The 16802-nt window shown below is 29.5% G+C and carries 14 protein-coding genes; 5 read left to right on the top strand and 9 right to left on the bottom strand.

Annotated elements, in window-relative coordinates:
- Nucleotides 1-2 precede the first annotated feature (2 nt).
- From D1817_08605 to D1817_08615, 3 genes are all read right to left on the bottom strand, one after another.
- Nucleotides 3-1253 (bottom strand): dihydroorotase, encoded by a 1251-nt coding sequence (locus D1817_08605; GenBank protein AXT19943.1) that lies wholly within the window; start codon nucleotides 1251-1253, stop codon nucleotides 3-5.
- Nucleotides 1250-3172, bottom strand: a complete 1923-nt coding sequence (locus D1817_08610) for a hypothetical protein (GenBank protein ID AXT19944.1) — start codon at nucleotides 3170-3172, stop codon at nucleotides 1250-1252. The genes D1817_08605 and D1817_08610 overlap by 4 nt, the downstream gene beginning before the upstream one ends.
- 97 nt (nucleotides 3173-3269) lie before the next feature.
- Nucleotides 3270-4277 carry a glycosyltransferase family 2 protein gene (locus D1817_08615; GenBank protein ID AXT19945.1) on the bottom strand — a complete coding sequence of 336 codons (1008 nt, stop codon included), beginning with the start codon at nucleotides 4275-4277 and terminating at the stop codon, nucleotides 3270-3272.
- Between the two features lie 117 nt (nucleotides 4278-4394).
- On the opposite strand from D1817_08615, the gene D1817_08620 reads away from it, so the two are divergent.
- Nucleotides 4395-6284, top strand: a complete 1890-nt coding sequence (locus D1817_08620) for a peptidase M61 (protein AXT19946.1) — start codon at nucleotides 4395-4397, stop codon at nucleotides 6282-6284.
- 72 nt (nucleotides 6285-6356) lie between these two features.
- Here the strand turns inward: D1817_08620 and D1817_08625 are convergent, their stop codons facing one another.
- The 4 genes from D1817_08625 to D1817_08640 form a co-directional block, all read right to left on the bottom strand.
- Nucleotides 6357-7841, bottom strand: a complete 1485-nt coding sequence (locus D1817_08625; GenBank protein ID AXT19947.1) for a carboxypeptidase — start codon at nucleotides 7839-7841, stop codon at nucleotides 6357-6359.
- 81 nt (nucleotides 7842-7922) lie between these two features.
- A complete protein-coding gene (locus D1817_08630) occupies nucleotides 7923-8714 on the bottom strand; it encodes a TIGR02757 family protein (protein AXT19948.1) in 792 nt (263 codons plus the stop codon).
- Nucleotides 8715-8739: 25 nt separating this feature from the next.
- Complete coding sequence (locus D1817_08635) at nucleotides 8740-9321, bottom strand: DedA family protein (GenBank protein AXT19949.1); 582 nt, start codon at nucleotides 9319-9321, stop codon at nucleotides 8740-8742.
- A gap of 84 nt (nucleotides 9322-9405) precedes the next feature.
- Nucleotides 9406-9945 carry a methyltransferase domain-containing protein gene (locus D1817_08640; protein AXT19950.1) on the bottom strand — a complete coding sequence of 180 codons (540 nt, stop codon included), beginning with the start codon at nucleotides 9943-9945 and terminating at the stop codon, nucleotides 9406-9408.
- Between the two features lie 178 nt (nucleotides 9946-10123).
- Between D1817_08640 and D1817_08645 the strand changes: the two genes are divergently transcribed.
- Entirely contained in the window at nucleotides 10124-10879 is a 756-nt protein-coding gene (locus D1817_08645) for a hypothetical protein (GenBank protein ID AXT19951.1), read from the top strand.
- Nucleotides 10880-10887: 8 nt separating this feature from the next.
- On the opposite strand, the gene D1817_08650 is transcribed toward D1817_08645, so the two are convergent.
- The gene (locus D1817_08650) at nucleotides 10888-11550 is read right to left on the bottom strand and encodes an ABC transporter ATP-binding protein (GenBank protein ID AXT19952.1); all 663 of its coding nucleotides are present in this window, start codon (nucleotides 11548-11550) and stop codon (nucleotides 10888-10890) included.
- Nucleotides 11551-11604: 54 nt separating this feature from the next.
- Complete coding sequence (locus D1817_08655) at nucleotides 11605-14043, bottom strand: hydrolase (GenBank protein ID AXT21248.1); 2439 nt, start codon at nucleotides 14041-14043, stop codon at nucleotides 11605-11607.
- Nucleotides 14044-14190: 147 nt separating this feature from the next.
- Here D1817_08655 and msrA point away from each other — a divergent pair, with 147 nt between their 5' ends.
- The 3 genes from msrA to D1817_08670 all read left to right on the top strand — a co-directional run bounded on the left by msrA (nucleotide 14191) and on the right by D1817_08670 (nucleotide 16791).
- Nucleotides 14191-14736, top strand: coding sequence for a peptide-methionine (S)-S-oxide reductase (gene msrA, locus D1817_08660; GenBank protein ID AXT19953.1), 546 nt, complete (start codon nucleotides 14191-14193; stop codon nucleotides 14734-14736).
- A gap of 9 nt (nucleotides 14737-14745) precedes the next feature.
- Nucleotides 14746-15342, top strand: coding sequence for a GTP cyclohydrolase I FolE (gene folE / locus D1817_08665; GenBank protein ID AXT19954.1), 597 nt, complete (start codon nucleotides 14746-14748; stop codon nucleotides 15340-15342).
- 69 nt (nucleotides 15343-15411) lie between these two features.
- Complete coding sequence (locus D1817_08670) at nucleotides 15412-16791, top strand: amidohydrolase (GenBank protein AXT19955.1); 1380 nt, start codon at nucleotides 15412-15414, stop codon at nucleotides 16789-16791.
- The last annotated feature ends 11 nt before the right edge of the window (nucleotides 16792-16802 follow it).

The raw sequence follows: 16802 nt of genomic DNA on the forward strand, positions 1-16802 counted from the left end.
AATTATAAAACAATATTATTATTATTGATTATACCGTATACTTTTCCTTTTAACTCCATATTTTCAAAAATTGCATTTTTAGATTTTGATAAAATATCATTTTTTGTGAACACAAATTTTGTGCTTGGGTTAAATAATGTAATGTTAGCAACGTTCCCCTCATTTATTGGTGTAGATACTATACCAAAACGATCTTTCCCTTTTGTAAGCTGTTTTATTGCTGCTTTTGTAGTTAAGATATTATTTAAGGCACCAAATGCAGTTTCTAAACCAATGGTTCCGTAACTGGCATAATCAAATTCTATTTTTTTTAACTCAATATCTAATGGATTATGATCACTTGTAACCATATCTATCGTTCCATCTTTAATCCCCTCTATTAAGGCATCTATATCCTCTTGTGTACGAAGTGGTGGTGTTACTTTAAAATTAGTATCAAATGATTTTAAAGACTCGTCAGTTATTATTAAATTATGTATAGCGACGCTACAGCTTACGTTTAATTTCTTTTGCTTTGCTAACCTAATTAATGCTACAGACTTTGCTGTAGATATAGTTGGTATATGTAGTTTACCTTCAGTATACTCTAACAAACTTAAATCTCTTTCTATTTGTAGTTCTTCAGCAAGATTAGGAATACCTTTTAATCCAATAGTAGTACTCGTAATATGTTCGTTCATTACACCTTTACCAGAAATAGAATTATCTTGAGGGAACGCACAAACAATACCATTAAACGTACTAGTGTATTGCAAAGCAATCTTCATAAGATTAGCATTTGTAATTGGTTTTTGATAATCTGAAAAAGCTATTGCTCCAGCATTTTTCATATCAAATAATTCGGCAAGCTCTTCTCCTTTGCTTTTAGAAGTTAATGCTCCTATAGGATATAAATCTACAGAGTGTTTTTCTGCTTTAGATTTTAGAAAAGTAACATCTGTATTGGTATCAATTACAGGATTAGTATTGGCATTAACCGCAATAGCAGTAAACCCAGATTTTGCAGCAACATTTAAACCATTAATGATGGTCTCACGATCTTCGTAACCTGGCTCACCTAAACTCACACTACTATCAAACCAACCTTGAGAGATATGTAAATTATCTAAAACAATTTCTTTATAATTTTTAGAGTTTTTCAGAGAAGAGCCAATTTTTGTAATAACGCCTTTTTCAATTAATACATCTTGCGTTTTATTATTAAAATCACTTTTTGTATCAATAATTGTAGCAGACTTTATAAGTACGTTCATTTAAAATATTTTAAGATGAGCATTTCTATAATCAAAAAGACTAGTGCAAAAATAGCAAACCATTTCCATAAGGCATTAATATTTAAGTCACTTTTTAAATCATTTATTAAATCTGGTACAGAATCTCTTATATCTACATTCTCTAATTGAGATACATCGAGGTAATTTAAATTGCTTTCGTCGCGATTATAATTATAACTCACATATTTTAAAGTTTCAGCCTTGTTAGTAACAGCATAAATTTCAGCTATATTTGGAGTTTCATTGGTAATGACTTTCACTTTAGTGCTGAATGTTTGTTGTTGAGGAATGATAATATCTGTAGTATTGGCTTTCAATTTTAAGATATCATCTTGTTGCATTATTGTATTAATGTCAAAATTATTTTCTTTTCCAATAGTGTAATATAAATTAGGTAATTGCAGACTTTGTCGACCAATATTATAAAGTGTAGGAACAATTAATGGAGAATTTATAAAATTAGAATTTTCAATATTAATAGCAGAAGAAAATACAAAAACACGATCATCTTGTGATAAAAATGGTTTGCCATCTTCAAACTGTAGAATAGCTCCGCTATTTGTGGCCATATTATAATAACTATTTACTTTAGGGTATTGAAAATTTGTTACTTGTTTATCAAATACATTATTAAAGACAGGATGAGAATAATTAATGGTAGTAACTTTCTTCTCAATTGTAGTGATACCTTGTAATTTATTTACTTTTAATAATTGATTGTATGAAGAAAGATTAATGTTATTTGATGGTATAATTAACAGGTTTCCGCCATTAAGCATAAAAGATTTTAAGCTATTTACTAATGCTACAGAAATATTATCTAATTCATTTAAAATAATTAAATTTTGCGCAGCTAAATCGTTATAATTTAACTGATTATCAGATACTGAAAAATAGTTAAATTCATCATTAGTATAAACTCGTTTTAAAAAATCACTACTTATATTAGAATTTATTGCTAAAACATTAATTTTTTCCTGTTCATTAATATTAAAATATAAAGTATTGTCAAATTGAAGACTAATATCTTCAACAGAAATTTTAGCATTTATTGTTTTATTACTAGGTAATGAAAATGATGCTGTATTATCCTCTTTTGTTACTGAAGTTTTTGCAATGAGCTTCTCTTCTTCAAATAAAGAAATAGGCAAACTATTACTATTTTGATTTCCTGAAATCTTTAATTTAGCAGAGATATCTATTGTTGTCGGACTTACCTTAGAAATATAAACACTATCTACACTAACATTATTTACATTTACTGGTCTTGGTTTTATAAAAAACACATTTAAAAATTGATTGTTATCTATTTTTATAGATGCTTCTTCTTTTTGTTGAAAATCTGATATTAAAATAAAGTTTTTTATAGATGCTACATCTTTACTAAATAATTGTTGCCCTTTTAGAAGCACTGCATTGTATTCTAATTGATTAGAAGAGTATTCTAATTGTAATAATTCATTTTTAATATCACCAATAGTTGTATTTCTAAATGTATTATTGTTTGTAAAAAGAGAGATGTTCTCTTTTTCGTCTAGAGTTGAGATTAAATCTTGTATAGCACGCTTTAATAGTTCTCCTTTATTACCTCTAGCTTGCATGCTAAATGAATTATCTAAATATATTACTGTTTCTATAGTAGTATCTTTAGTATTTGATTTAGAAAAATATGGCTGAGCAAAAGCAATAATAATAGTTGTTAATAGCAATAACCTTGTAATTAATGTAAGCCACTTTTTTAATTGAGAACTCTTTCGAGTTTGAATAATGACGTTCTTTAAAAACTGGACATTTGTAAAATCAACTTTTTGAAAACGGCGTAACTGAAATAAATGAACAATAATAGGGATTAAGAGTAAAAAGAGTGTGTAAAGAAGTTCTGGGTGTTTAAACTGCATTCTTAATTTTAGATTATTCGTGAAACAAACTTAATGTAAAATTGATATTATTTGATTAAACCATATATTTTTTAGCATATTTTTTTGATTTTTGAAATTAGCAAAAGAAAAAATAATCTAACATAGGTTGCTGGTACAATGCTTTTAATTGAGATTTAATTTCTAACTGCTCTTCTGTATTTGCTATAGTAATAATTGTTTGCGGGGAGTCAAATTTTGAGAACTCTTGGGTAGATAGTAATCTTTGTTGATAAATATCTTTTCCTATTTTTTTTAAATTATTACACATCCAATAAAATGAAATATTTTTTTTAAATAAATAATTTGCTACAAACTTTCCTTTTTGCCCAGCCCCCCAAACGATTAAAGGACGAGTAGGAGTATGATGCAATTTTAAAAAATAATGTAGTTTTATTTCTAAAAAATGATTTTGTGCGTAATTCTTATCTGTTCTAGAAGCTCGTACAGGATAATCTCTCCAAAAATGCAATACATTATTACAAGGGATACATTTTAAACCTTGTTGGTAAAACCGAAATGCTAAATCGTAATCCTCTGGATATTTATTTGAGTGAAATGCGTCACAAGCTAAAAAATCACTTCTGTATACCATCCAGCAAGGAGAAGGGATAACACATTCTTTATAAATGTCATTATAATTAGAACCTTCTTGAGTTAAGTTATTTAACCAAGTTTCATATTTAGCATAACCATTTCCAACACCATTTTTTGAAAAGTATCTAATTAATCCAATCGCGACGTGACCTTTACCTGAATTTATCAAGTTGTTACTTAAAACTCCTAATTTGTTAGAAACCATTATGTCATCACTATCCATTCGTGTTACCAAAGAGCCTTTACTCATTTTAAACGCTAACCTCAAAGCTTCAATAATTCCTTTACCATCATTTTTAAATAATTTGATTCGTAAATCCTTTTCAGCAAACTTTTTTACAATAGCATAGCTGTTATCTGTAGAATTATCATCAACAATTAATAACTCCCAATTTGTATATGTTTGATTAATAATTGACTGGAGGCATTCATTTAAATAAATAGATGTATTTTTAAAAGGAATAAGTATACTAATAAGCGGTTGTCGCATAGAGCGAAGATAAGAATTCGTTTTTTTAACAAAAAGATAAGTGAATAATAGTAACAAAACATATCTTTGAGCGTCTTTTAATCAATAATTTATATAAAAATCAAATTACAAACTATAATGAAAAAACAATTAACCATTTTAGGAATTAGTATCATGCTATTTTCTTGCGGACCTAAATCAGTTATTAAAGATGACTCTGCTGTAAATAACCCAATAGTTACTGAAATAGATTTAATTAATGTAAAAGAAGATAGAGTACCTGTAGTTATTAACCCAGGTCGATTTACCACAGAATCGATAACATATAGATTACCAAAGGTTGTTCAAGGTACTTATTCTGTAAGTGATTTTGGTAAATATGTTGATGATTTTAAAGCCATCGATTATGATGGTAATGAACTTGTGGTTAATAAAATTGATACAAATACATGGACTATTAACAATGCTACTAAATTAGATAAGATTGAATATTTAGTTAATGATACTTTTGATATTGAAACCAGAGGTGGAATAGGAGGAGATCAACCATTTTCTCCATCTGGCACAAATATAGCTCCAGATAATTATGTATTAAATCTACATGGATTTATTGGATATTTTGATACTTTAAAAACAAATCAATATAGTTTGGATGTAATATCTCCAACAGATTTTAAGCGTACTTCAGCAATACAAACTACTGGATCTAGAGTTAATGAAGATGGTAGTACAACGACAAGTTATTTTGCGCCACGCTATTTTGATATTACTGATAATCCTATGATGTATGGTAATTTGGATGTAGAAGAATTTCAAGTAGGAGATATTAAAATTGTATTAAGTGTATATTCACCTAATAAAGTACATACAGCTGCAAGTATTAAAGAAACTGTGTTTAAAATGATGCAAGGGCAAAAAGCATATTTAGGAGATTTAAATAGTACACCACGATATGATATTTATTTGTATTTAGCAGATACTCAAAAACAAGATTCCCCTAAAGGATTTGGAGCTTTAGAACATCATACATCTACAATAGTTGTATTACCAGAACAAAGTACTCCAGAAAGACTAGCTAACTCTATGGTAGATGTTGTAGCCCATGAGTTTTTTCATATTGTAACACCTTTAAGTGTACACTCTGAGGATGTACATTATTTTGATTATAATGCACCTACATTCTCAAAGCATTTATGGATGTATGAAGGTCTTACCGAATATTTTGCACAACATTTTCAAATTAAAGAAAGCTTAGTTGAAGCTGATGAGTTTTATGCAACGATATTGGGTAAAATTAATTTTTCTAAGCAAGCATATGATGATACAATGAGTTTTACTAAAATGAGTGAAAATATTTTAGAAGAACCTTATGCTACCAATTATGCTAATGTATATCAAAAAGGAGCACTAATAGGTATGTGTATTGATATTCTAATGAGAGAAGAAAGTAATGGAGAAAGAAGCATGTTGTCTTTAATGAAAGAGTTATCGCTTAAATATGGGAAAGATAAGCCGTTTGAAGATGATAATATCATCACTGAAATCACTGCAATGACTTATCCATCTATAAGTGAATTTTTAAAAACTTATGTTGAAGGTAATACGCCTATAGATTATAATGTCTTTTTTGAAAAAGTAGGATTATCAATTGAAGAAGGAAGAATTAAAACAAATTTTATATTACAAGGAGGAAGGCCTATCGTTAGTGGTAGCCCAGACAAAGGTATATTTTTTGTCGAACAAGTTAATGATAATAGTTTCTGGAATGAACAAGGCGTAAAACCTAATGATGTTATTAAGCAAATTAATGGCACAGATGTTACATTGCAAAATGCAAATACTGTTCTTCAAGAAGTTTTTGGATGGCAAGTAGGGCAGGAAATTGAAGTAAAATTAGATAGAAATGGAGAAGAAATAATTATTAAAACAATTACTACACAACCTTATACAAAAGGAGAAGAGTTAAAAGAAAAAAATGATGCTACATCACAGCAAGTTACTTTAAGAAATGCTTGGTTAAAAGGATAGGTGGTTTTAAAAAAAAATAATGATTTAAAGTAAAAAATGCTGATCATAATTGATCAGCATTTTTTATATTTATTAATACTTTGCAGCTTTACCATTTGCAGAAGATTTTTTAATAAACTCTCTTAAATCATCATTAGCTTTAATTAAATCTTCATTTCGTAAATACATCATATGTCCACTGCGATAACCTTTAAATGTAAAACGATCTTTCATTTTTCCGCTAGGGTCAATTTGCCACATCGAGTATTTAGCACTAAAATAAGTAGTAGCGCCGTCATAGTACCCAGATTGTGTCATGACATGCAAATATGGGTTTTGAGCCATGGCTTGGCGTAGATTTTCTCTAGTATTATCGTTATCATTATTCCACGGACGTACCGGACCAAACATATTGTACTTTACATCTGTTTTAAACTTAAGATGTTCTTGTAAATAAACATTAATGGCAGGAGTAAAAGAGTGTAACCACGAAGTTAGTTCAGAATTATAATCTGGTGAATCTCCAGCCTCAGTTTTATCAATTCCCTTATATCTAGAATCTAAACGTCCAATAGTATGCCCAGAACGATCACGAAGTAAATCTTTCCAAAAAAATGAAGTAGGTACATCTAAGTTGTGTTGTAAAATTACTTTTTTCTTTAACCCTGAATAGTATGCCATTTTATCTGCTACGGCATTACGCTCATTATCCGAAATAAACCCACCTTTAGCTAATGCAGGAATTAGAGTGTTAATGGCAAAACTTTCGGCTTCAGGTAAAATTTCTAACAAATCTTTACTTTGTAGCTCAGGCGTTAACATTTTATGATGCCATGCAGCTGCAGTAAAGTAGGGCAAGCTAATTCCAGAAGAAACAGGTCCACCAACACGCAACACTTTATAATCTGCAGGAGAAACCATAATAACTCCATTTAAATACATCCATTGGCTATTTTGTAATTCTAAAGATAACCCCATAACACGAGTACCTCCATAACTTTCACCAATAATATATTTAGGAGATTCCCAGCGATTTTTTCTAGTCACAAAAGTGTTTATCCATTCTGCTAAGTATTTAATATCTTCATTAACTCCAAAAAAAGCTTCTTTTTTTGCCATCATACCTTTATCATCTTCAACCATTCTTGAATATCCAGTATTTACAGGATTTACAAATACGATGTCTGCAACATCTATGATGGAATTTGGATTATCTTTTACACCATAAGGTTGAATAGGATAACCCTCTTCATCAATTTTTAAAATTTTTGGGCCAGTATAAGCGACATGCATCCATACTGATGCAGATCCTGGACCTCCATTAAATGAAATTATTAGTGGGCGATTTTCTCTATTTTTAACATTAGTACGCTCGTAGTATGTGTAAAATAAAGATGCAGTAGCTTTGCCATGCTCGTCCCATACCGGTTGCATTCCAGCTGTAGCTGTATACGAAATATTGTTACCTTTAATAGTCGTAGTATGTGACGTTACTACCATTGTATCTATTGGTAATGGCCGTTGACTATAACTAATAAAAACTAATAGAAAAAAGAGAAGAGTAATTAATTTTTTCATACGAAAATATTTAATGATGTTAGTAGAGCACTAAAATAATATTTTGTAAGTAGACGAAAAATAAATATGATAATTATTACTTTAAAATCCTTCAAAAACACCTAAGCCAAAAAGCGCATAATCGTATTTTACAGGATCTGTAGGGTCTAATTCCCGTAATGCTATATCTAGTTCTAATAGCGCTTTTCCATCGTTTTGTTTTCGATTTAATAATCCTAACTTACGAGCTGTATTTCCAGAGTGGACATCTAAAGGGCATGATAAAAAAGAGGAGGGAATCTTATTCCAAATGCCAAAATCTACACCAATAGCATCATTACGTACCATCCAACGTAAAAACATATTTATTCGCTTTGCAGCAGAATTTTTTAAAGGATCACTAATATGTTTTTGTGTTCTTGGTAAATGTTCAATTTCAAAAAATATTTGTTTTAATCGATGAATTGCAAATTGTAGAGAATTGTTATCTGCATATTTTTTAAAAATAACCTCTAGGCCATTATATTTTTTATAAATACGTTCTAATCCTTTAACAAAAGTAATAAAGTCAATTCCATTAAAAGTGCGATGTACAAAAGCTTCTAAACCTGCTAAATCTGACTCTTGATGATTAATAATAAAATCATAGGGGGAATAATCCAATAATTGCATCATTCGTTTGCTATTATTAATAATACTTTTTCTATTACCCCAAGCAATTGTTGCAGTTAAAAATCCCGCAATTTCAATATCTTCTTTTAAATCAAATTGATGTGGAACTTGTATTGGGTCGCTTTCGATAAACTTTGGTTGATTATATTCTTCAACTTTTTTATCAAGAAACTCTTTGAGTTGTACTTTGGTAAATTTCACAGTTCTTGCCAATGTTTTTATAAGTCAAAAATATTAATATGTTTCTTTATAAAAAATAAGCACACCCATAAATATAAATGCTACACAAAACTAACTCACCAATAAATATTGAAATTAAAAAAATAGCTAAATTAATTTTTAATGCACCAGCTAAATAACATATAAGGTCTGTTGGAACAAAAGGAAAGAATGCCCACCCAATAATATATATAAAACCATGTTTACCATTAAGTTTGTGTTTAAGGTAAGCTGTTTTTTTTTTGTGTTTAGATAAAAATTGTGAGAACCCTAATTTATCAGAAAAGAAATATATTAATAATGAAGAGCACAAAATTCCAAATAATGAAATCATTAAAACTAGAAATAATTGTGATGGAAATGCTATTATACCAGCAAAAACTAAAGGAGTACTTGGTAACAAAAAGAAGCCCCTTATAATATGAATACTTAAATATATTAAGATTGCATAATCGTATTCTGAGATATAATTGGCAATAGCAGTTCTAGAAAATAAATCGGGATTAAAAAAATAACTTATCAAGCATATTGCAATAAGAAATACCCAAAGGTGTCTTATGAATTTTAATAAAGATGGCTTCAAAGTAGTTGATTGATTGATGACTACTATAAGACGGTAATAGTATTATTTTGTTACAACAGCAATGTCACTATTTTATTGCTAATTGTGTGTTGAGGAAAATTGTCTTTTAATTTAATTGATGCAAGTATAAATAAATGCAGGAGGAACGTTGAGTAAACAAAAATTAGTGTTGAATTTAGAAAAATTACCTTTTAAAAGATTCTTGTCATTTTTAGTGTATTGGTATTGAATAAACTGTCCTTCAGGCTTTAAAACAGTTTTTATATCTGCCATTAGCTGTTTCTTAAAAGCATGATCAATATTAGTAAGTGGTAAACTAGAAATTATAATATCAATATCTCCAATATTAAAATCGTTAGTAATAGTAGAGACACAGCGGTTTAAGATAATTAAACGATCATCATTAATAGCTTCTAATTTTGGTAAAAAAAGATTGTTGATTTCATAAGAGTATAATTTAGATTGCGAATTGATCTTTGATAAGATTTGTTTCGTAATTACACCATCTCCGGCTCCAAGTTCTAAAATTATTAATGGCTTTTCAGGTAATAAAGATGTCGTTAGTTTTTTAGCTAAAAATTTAGAGCTTCTAAATAAGCTACCAGTTTGTTTTATATTTTTAAAAGCACTAACTGTAAATAGTTTCGACATAAATATGGATTGGTAAAATGATTATGATTGATTGATGTTTATTTTATTTTTTTTTTAAAGATATTAATATTTATTCATTAAAGTAGAATAATATTGTAATAGACGACTTAGTTGAATGTTTTGTTACAAATATGTTTAAAATAATTAACTTAGTTTTTGATTTTTAATATTTCAAGATATGATGAAAGTTAATAGCTTATTGGTTCTCGTATTTTTTATTAATGGATTATTTTTTTTAGAAGCTCAGAATTTCCCTAAAATGATTAAAGTTGAAGGAGGAACATTTACTATGGGAGATAACCTTGGGCTAGGTGAGGCGAATGAAAGGCCTACACATAATGTTAAAATTAATACGTTTTATATAAGTGAAACAGAAATTACAGTAGCACAATATCGCACTTATTGTAAAGCTGAAAATATTCTCATGCCTGATGAACCTTATTGGGAGTTAGAAGATGATCAGCCAATAGTAAATGTAACTTGGAATGATGCTATTGGTTATACTAAATGGCTTTCAAATAAACTTGGAAGACCTTTTAGGTTGCCTTATGAAGCAGAATGGGAATATGCAGCAAGAGGAGGCAATAAAAGCAAAGGGTATAAATATAGTGGTACAAATAACATAAATGATGTTTGGTTTGAAGACAATTCAGGAGAAAGAGCGCAATCTGTAGCCTCTAAAATTGCAAATGAATTAGGAATTTACGATATGAGTGGTAATGCATTAGAGTGGTGTATGGATAGATATGACAAAGATTACTATAATAAAAGTTCCGTAAGTAACCCTAAAGGTGCAATAAAAGGAGATCGTCGAGTATTACGAGGTGGAGGTTGGTATTATAGACCAATATATTGTCGTATTACACAACGTACAAATTCAACTCCAGATTATCAAAGTTATGTTTTTGGGTTTAGAATTGCTACTTCTCAATAAAAAGAACTTTAATCTACAATTTTACCATCTATCATAGTTAATTTACGATCCGCCATATTCGCTAATTCTTCATTATGAGTTACAATAACAAAAGTTTGCCCAAACTCATTTCTAAGTTTAAAAAAGAGATTGTGAAGGTTATCTGCAGATTCACTATCTAAGTTCCCAGAAGGTTCATCTGCAAAAATTAGCTTTGGATTATTTATTAGTGCTCTTGCAACCGCAACACGCTGTTGTTCACCTCCAGAAAGTTCATTTGGCTTATGATTAATACGTTCAGAGAGCCCTAAAAATTCTAATAACTCTTTTGCTTTAGATTCTGCATTTGTTTTAGAGGTCCCTTTTATAAAAGCTGGTAAACAAACATTTTCTATAGCTGTAAACTCAGGTAATAATTGATGAAATTGAAAAATAAAACCGATATTTTCGTTTCTAAACTTGGCAAGTTCTTTTTCAGATAAATCGGTAATTTTAGTAGTGTTTATAATTAATTCTGAACTTTCTTTCTTAGAAGCTTTATCTAAAGTCCCTAAAATTTGAAGTAATGTTGTTTTTCCAGCTCCAGAAGCACCAACTATAGAAACAATCTCTCCATTTTTAATATGTAAATCTACGCCTTTTAGAACTTGAAGATTTTCATAATATTTGTGAATATTTTTAGCTTGGATCATTTTCTAAAAAATTTAGAAGTGAAAAATAGGGTTTTATCAGATGATGACCAATACTTATGTGTTTTTCTTCTTAAATAAACTTCCAACATTATTATAATCCAAAAAGTATACAATGCGGAGTGATAATGTATGACGTATTGGTTGATCAAAAAGATTGTTTACACTATCTAAATAATTAATTTGAGATTGTTGATCTCTATTAAATATTTCGTTTCTATATAGAAGTACTGCTTCACTACCAGGAGCAAACCTCCAATTAAAGCTTAAATCAATATTCCAGATATTAAAATTTGTATTCGGATTATTTTGCTCTACATCAAAATTAGTAATTGATCTACTTCCATCATCATTTAAAATAAAAAAAGTATTATCACTATAATCTGCAGTACTCCAAAAATTTCGAAACCTAAGATTCAATGCTTTATACGAATCAAAATTATAACTCGCTTGCAATGTGTTTTCAACACTTGTAATATCACGTTGACCTAAAAATACATCTGTATCATCATTAGTTACAAATCCAAAATTCTTATTTCTTTTTGATAATGCTGTACGCCAAACCAATAAAAAATTGTCCGAAAAACGATAACGAGGTGAAATTTCTAGATTATAATCTATTTGTGGATCTGCAAAAAAGTTTCGATATCTTACATTAACATCATAAGCAAACTTTTTTCTAAAATCCGACGAGACAAAAGCACGGGCTCCAATATTAGAGCTAAATGTTACAAAACGACCTTGAACTCTTGGTTCAAAGAAATCGTCATTATCACTATTGTAATCTACATTAGCTCCAAAAGAAAAACGTTTTGGTGTAGAAAAAAATGAATTTAAAGACAATGAGTTTTGAGTTGCAACTGAAGGATTTAAAAGGCGTCTTCTGTGATTATACCTTAAATTTATACGGTAACGATTAAATAGTTTGGTAGGTTTAAAAATCTCATAAGAGATTTCCGCACTAGAATTATTAAAATTATTTCTAAAAGACCTTCCTAAATCGTTAATGTCATAAGTGTCATCCGCTATGTTATTGTTAATACGCCATCTAAAATTACCTTTAGTTTTACGAATTTGCAAATTAGTACGAATCCCTGTAATACTGGTACCATCTTCTCTAACATTACTATATCTTATACCAGCATCTATATTATAAGAATTTTTTTTATTAGAAAGGTTAGCTAATAACCCTGTAACATTAGCATCTCTAAAACTTCCTGAGCGAGTAACATTAGTATTTATTAAAGTTACAGATGAATTTTGATTAAACTGTTGATCTAATACAAATATATTATAGTTTGCAAAGGATTCTGTTACTACTTCTCGTGATTGCCCGGTAATCGTATCTCTAATAGTAGCGCTAGTTTCTTCAGTAATGGCATTTAAAAAACCTATTCCTAATTTGTTTTTAGTGCGCCCAGATATTTTAACAGCATTTAATACACTAACTTCATTAGGGCTATTGCTTACGATTTCATTCTCTTGTAAATCATCAAATGCACGTCCACTATCCGAAGGAGCATTACCAATTCGTCTACTAAAAAATAAACCACCTCTATTAAATAATTCTGTACCTTCAGTAAAGAATGCTCTGTTTTCCCCAAAAGTTTGCTCAAAAGGTCCTAAGTTTAATGTAACATTATCAAACGCAGCCTGTCCAAAATCAGGAATTAATGTTGCATCTAAAGTAAAATTATCACTCAGACCATATTTGACATCTAAGCCTGCACTAAAACTATTATCTGTAATACCATCAAATCGAGTAACATCAGTTTGTACAAATGGGAATAATATTAAACGAATAGGAGGGTTTATATTTTTTACGCCAGTTACAATACCATTGTAAAGTGTTCTTGACCCTACTTGACGATTTACATAATTCCAAGAATAACGCTCATTAAGATGTACTATGCGTCTAAAAAAGTTAATACTCCAATTTTGTATATCTACTTCTGGGAATCGTAAAGCATTATATGGAATTCTATATTCAGCATACCAGCCTTTGTCATCATAAGAAATGTTGCATTTAAAAACTACATTAAAACTAAAATCTTCGCGACCATTTTCACCTCTTGAATCTGCTATGGTTCCTGCACTTGTAACATAAAAATTAGTTTCATTAATGCCATCATTTAAAGTATTGATATTAATAGAGAAATTATCAGCTTGTACATTTATATTATCTCTTTGACTAAACTGTTTTAAAATATTATCAGGTGCGTTATCATAAAGGTAAACTGCAAAATATACAGCATCGTCATCATATGCCATTTTTACTTCAGTTTTGTGAGTATTACGCTCTTTACCTGTATTATTAGGCTCTAACATTAAAAAATTGCCATAAACTGGTAAGTCTTTCCAGATATCATCGTCCAACTTACCATCAATCTTAGGTGGATTTTTAATTCTCGTCGCTTCAATTGTTTTTTTTACGTTTTGAGAATATGAAGATAATGTAACTAATGAGATGAATAAGATTATAATTTTTTGTAACATTGACCTTACTATGGGGTGATTTTCGTTTTTTAATGATGGCAAAGCTAAAAGACTACAAAAGAATTCCTTCATAATTAAAAGTTAAAAATCAACTATAAAATCTTCCTCAAAATTGAAGAAGAATAAAATTTATTTTAAAGAATATTTATGATAAATAATAATGATTACGATACAGCAATATTAGCAGGAGGATGTTTTTGGTGTACTGAAGCTGTTTATAGAAGAGTAGATGGAGTACATGATGTCATTTCTGGATATACAGATGGATTTATTAAAAACCCTGCATATCGTGAAGTTTGCACTGGACGTACTGGACATACTGAAGCGATAAAAATAATATTTAAACCAGAAATTGTTTCTTTTATGGATTTATTAGAAATATTTTTTGCAACACATGACCCTACTACGTTAAACAAGCAAGGTAATGATGTAGGAACGCAATATCGTTCAGGAATCTATTATGTTAATGAAACTCAAAAAGAAATAGCTGAACAATTTGTTAAAGCATTAGAGGCTGAATCTATATTTAATGATCCGATAGTTACAGAAATCAAACCTTTTGATGTTTTTTATAATGCAGAAGAAGATCATAAAGAATATTATGATAATAATAAAGAACAATCTTATTGTCAATTTATTATCCGCCCAAAAATTGAAAAATTAAATAAACTATTTAACCATAAATTAAAATAACAATATACTATGTCGTATAGGAAATTTGAAGAATATAATATTGAAACAGTTGAAGATGTTAAAAAGAATTATAAAACAATAATAGAGGACCTAGGAGAAGACCCTACTCGAGAAGGTTTATTAAAAACCCCAGAAAGGGCGGCAAAAGCAATGCAATTTTTAACACAAGGATATAAACAAGATCCTGCAGATATCTTAAAAGGAGCAATGTTTAAAGAAGATTATAGCGATATGGTTATTATAAAAGATATTGAGCTATACTCATTATGTGAACATCACATATTACCGTTTTTTGGTAAAGCACATATAGCATATATTCCTGATGGACATATTGTTGGATTGAGTAAAATACCTAGGGTTGTTGATGTATTTGCTCGCAGATTACAAGTTCAAGAACGGTTAACTCATGATATATTAGAATGTATTAACAATACATTAAAACCACAAGGAGTAGCTGTAGTTATTGAAGCATCACACATGTGTATGATGATGAGAGGAGTACAAAAACAAAATTCGGTAACAACAACTTCTGGATTTAGAGGACAGTTTGAAAAAATAGAAACACGTAATGAATTTTTAAAACTAATAAGTTCTGACCTTTCATAAAATAAAACTTTCACAAAAAAATAATAGTATCTTTAGATTTGTTTTTAGTTTTAATGAACTGTTTATATTATGAAAACTATTACTTCTTTATACCTTGTAATATTATGTACAATATTATTTAGTAGTCAAACTAGTTTTTCGCAAAATTTGTATGTCATTGGAGGGTCATATTTTGATGTAACTTCTGGAGAGATGATTAAAAATCAAGGGATTGTTATTAAAAATGGCAAATTCATTTCAATAAACACAACATTAACAAATACAGAAGTTTATAAAGTTATTAAACTTGGAACTACTGAATATATACTTCCTGGTATTTTTGATTTACATGCACATTATCGAGTAACTTTTGATGGTGTTCGCCGAGATGAAGTAGAAGCAAATCCAGTTATTTTTTTAGCTAATGGAGTAATATCAACATTTCCAGGTGGTGAGATTCAACCAGAGGTAATGCTAAAAACAAGGCGATTAATTGATAGTGGAAAAAAAATCGGAGCACGCATTCACAGTTCTGGCCCTTATTTTGGAACTGCGTTTCCAGGGTGGAACCCAAATACTACTGTTGAACAAATAAATAAAAGAGTAGATAAATGGGCGAAACTAGGAGTTTCTGGGTTTAAAGCTAAAGGTATTACACCTATCCAATTAGAAGCTTTAATTAAACGAGCGCATATTCACAAATTAACAGTTACTGGACATTTAGGATCAGGATATAGAAATACAGTTAATCCTCGTGATGCAATTAATATGGGGATCGATCGTGTAGAGCATTTTTTAGGCGGAAATGCTTTGCCAGATAATCAATCTGCATATGCCACGCTACAAGATTTAGATTTAAATGATCCAATTGTTATTCAACAAATAAATCAACAAATAGATTTATTTATTGAAAAAGGAGTGTTTTTTGACGCCACATTAACTGCTTATGGATATTATGGACACCGAAAAGAACTTTATGATTACTGGCATGACGAACGAAAATATCTAACACCATACGCATTAGAAATCACAAAAAATACTCGTCAAAAAATAGACATGTTTCAGAAGATTTTTGATATTAAAAAAATAACTGTAAAACGCTATTTTGATAAAGGAGGGATGATAAGCCTAGGAACAGATCATCCTTCGGTTGGAGAGTATATTCCAGGATTTAGTGCGCATCGTGAAATGGAAGCATTGGTTTCTATAGGGATTCCTAATAAAGAAGTTTTAAAGATTGCAACCATTAATGGGGCAAAAGCACTGCGGCTAGATAAGCAATTAGGAAGTATTGAAATTGGTAAGTTAGCCGATTTGTTTATTGTTACTGGTAACCCTTTAACAGATATCACAAATACCAGAAATGTACAAACTGTAATCAAAGAAGGAAGAGCCTATAGCTCTACAATTTTATTACAAACAGTAGAAGGAAAAATGGGGCCTAAAGATGAAAACGATTGGAAAAATTAATTGGATTTGTT

The organism is Flavobacteriaceae bacterium (assembly GCA_003443635.1).
Taxonomy (GTDB): Bacteria; Bacteroidota; Bacteroidia; order Flavobacteriales; family Flavobacteriaceae; genus AU392.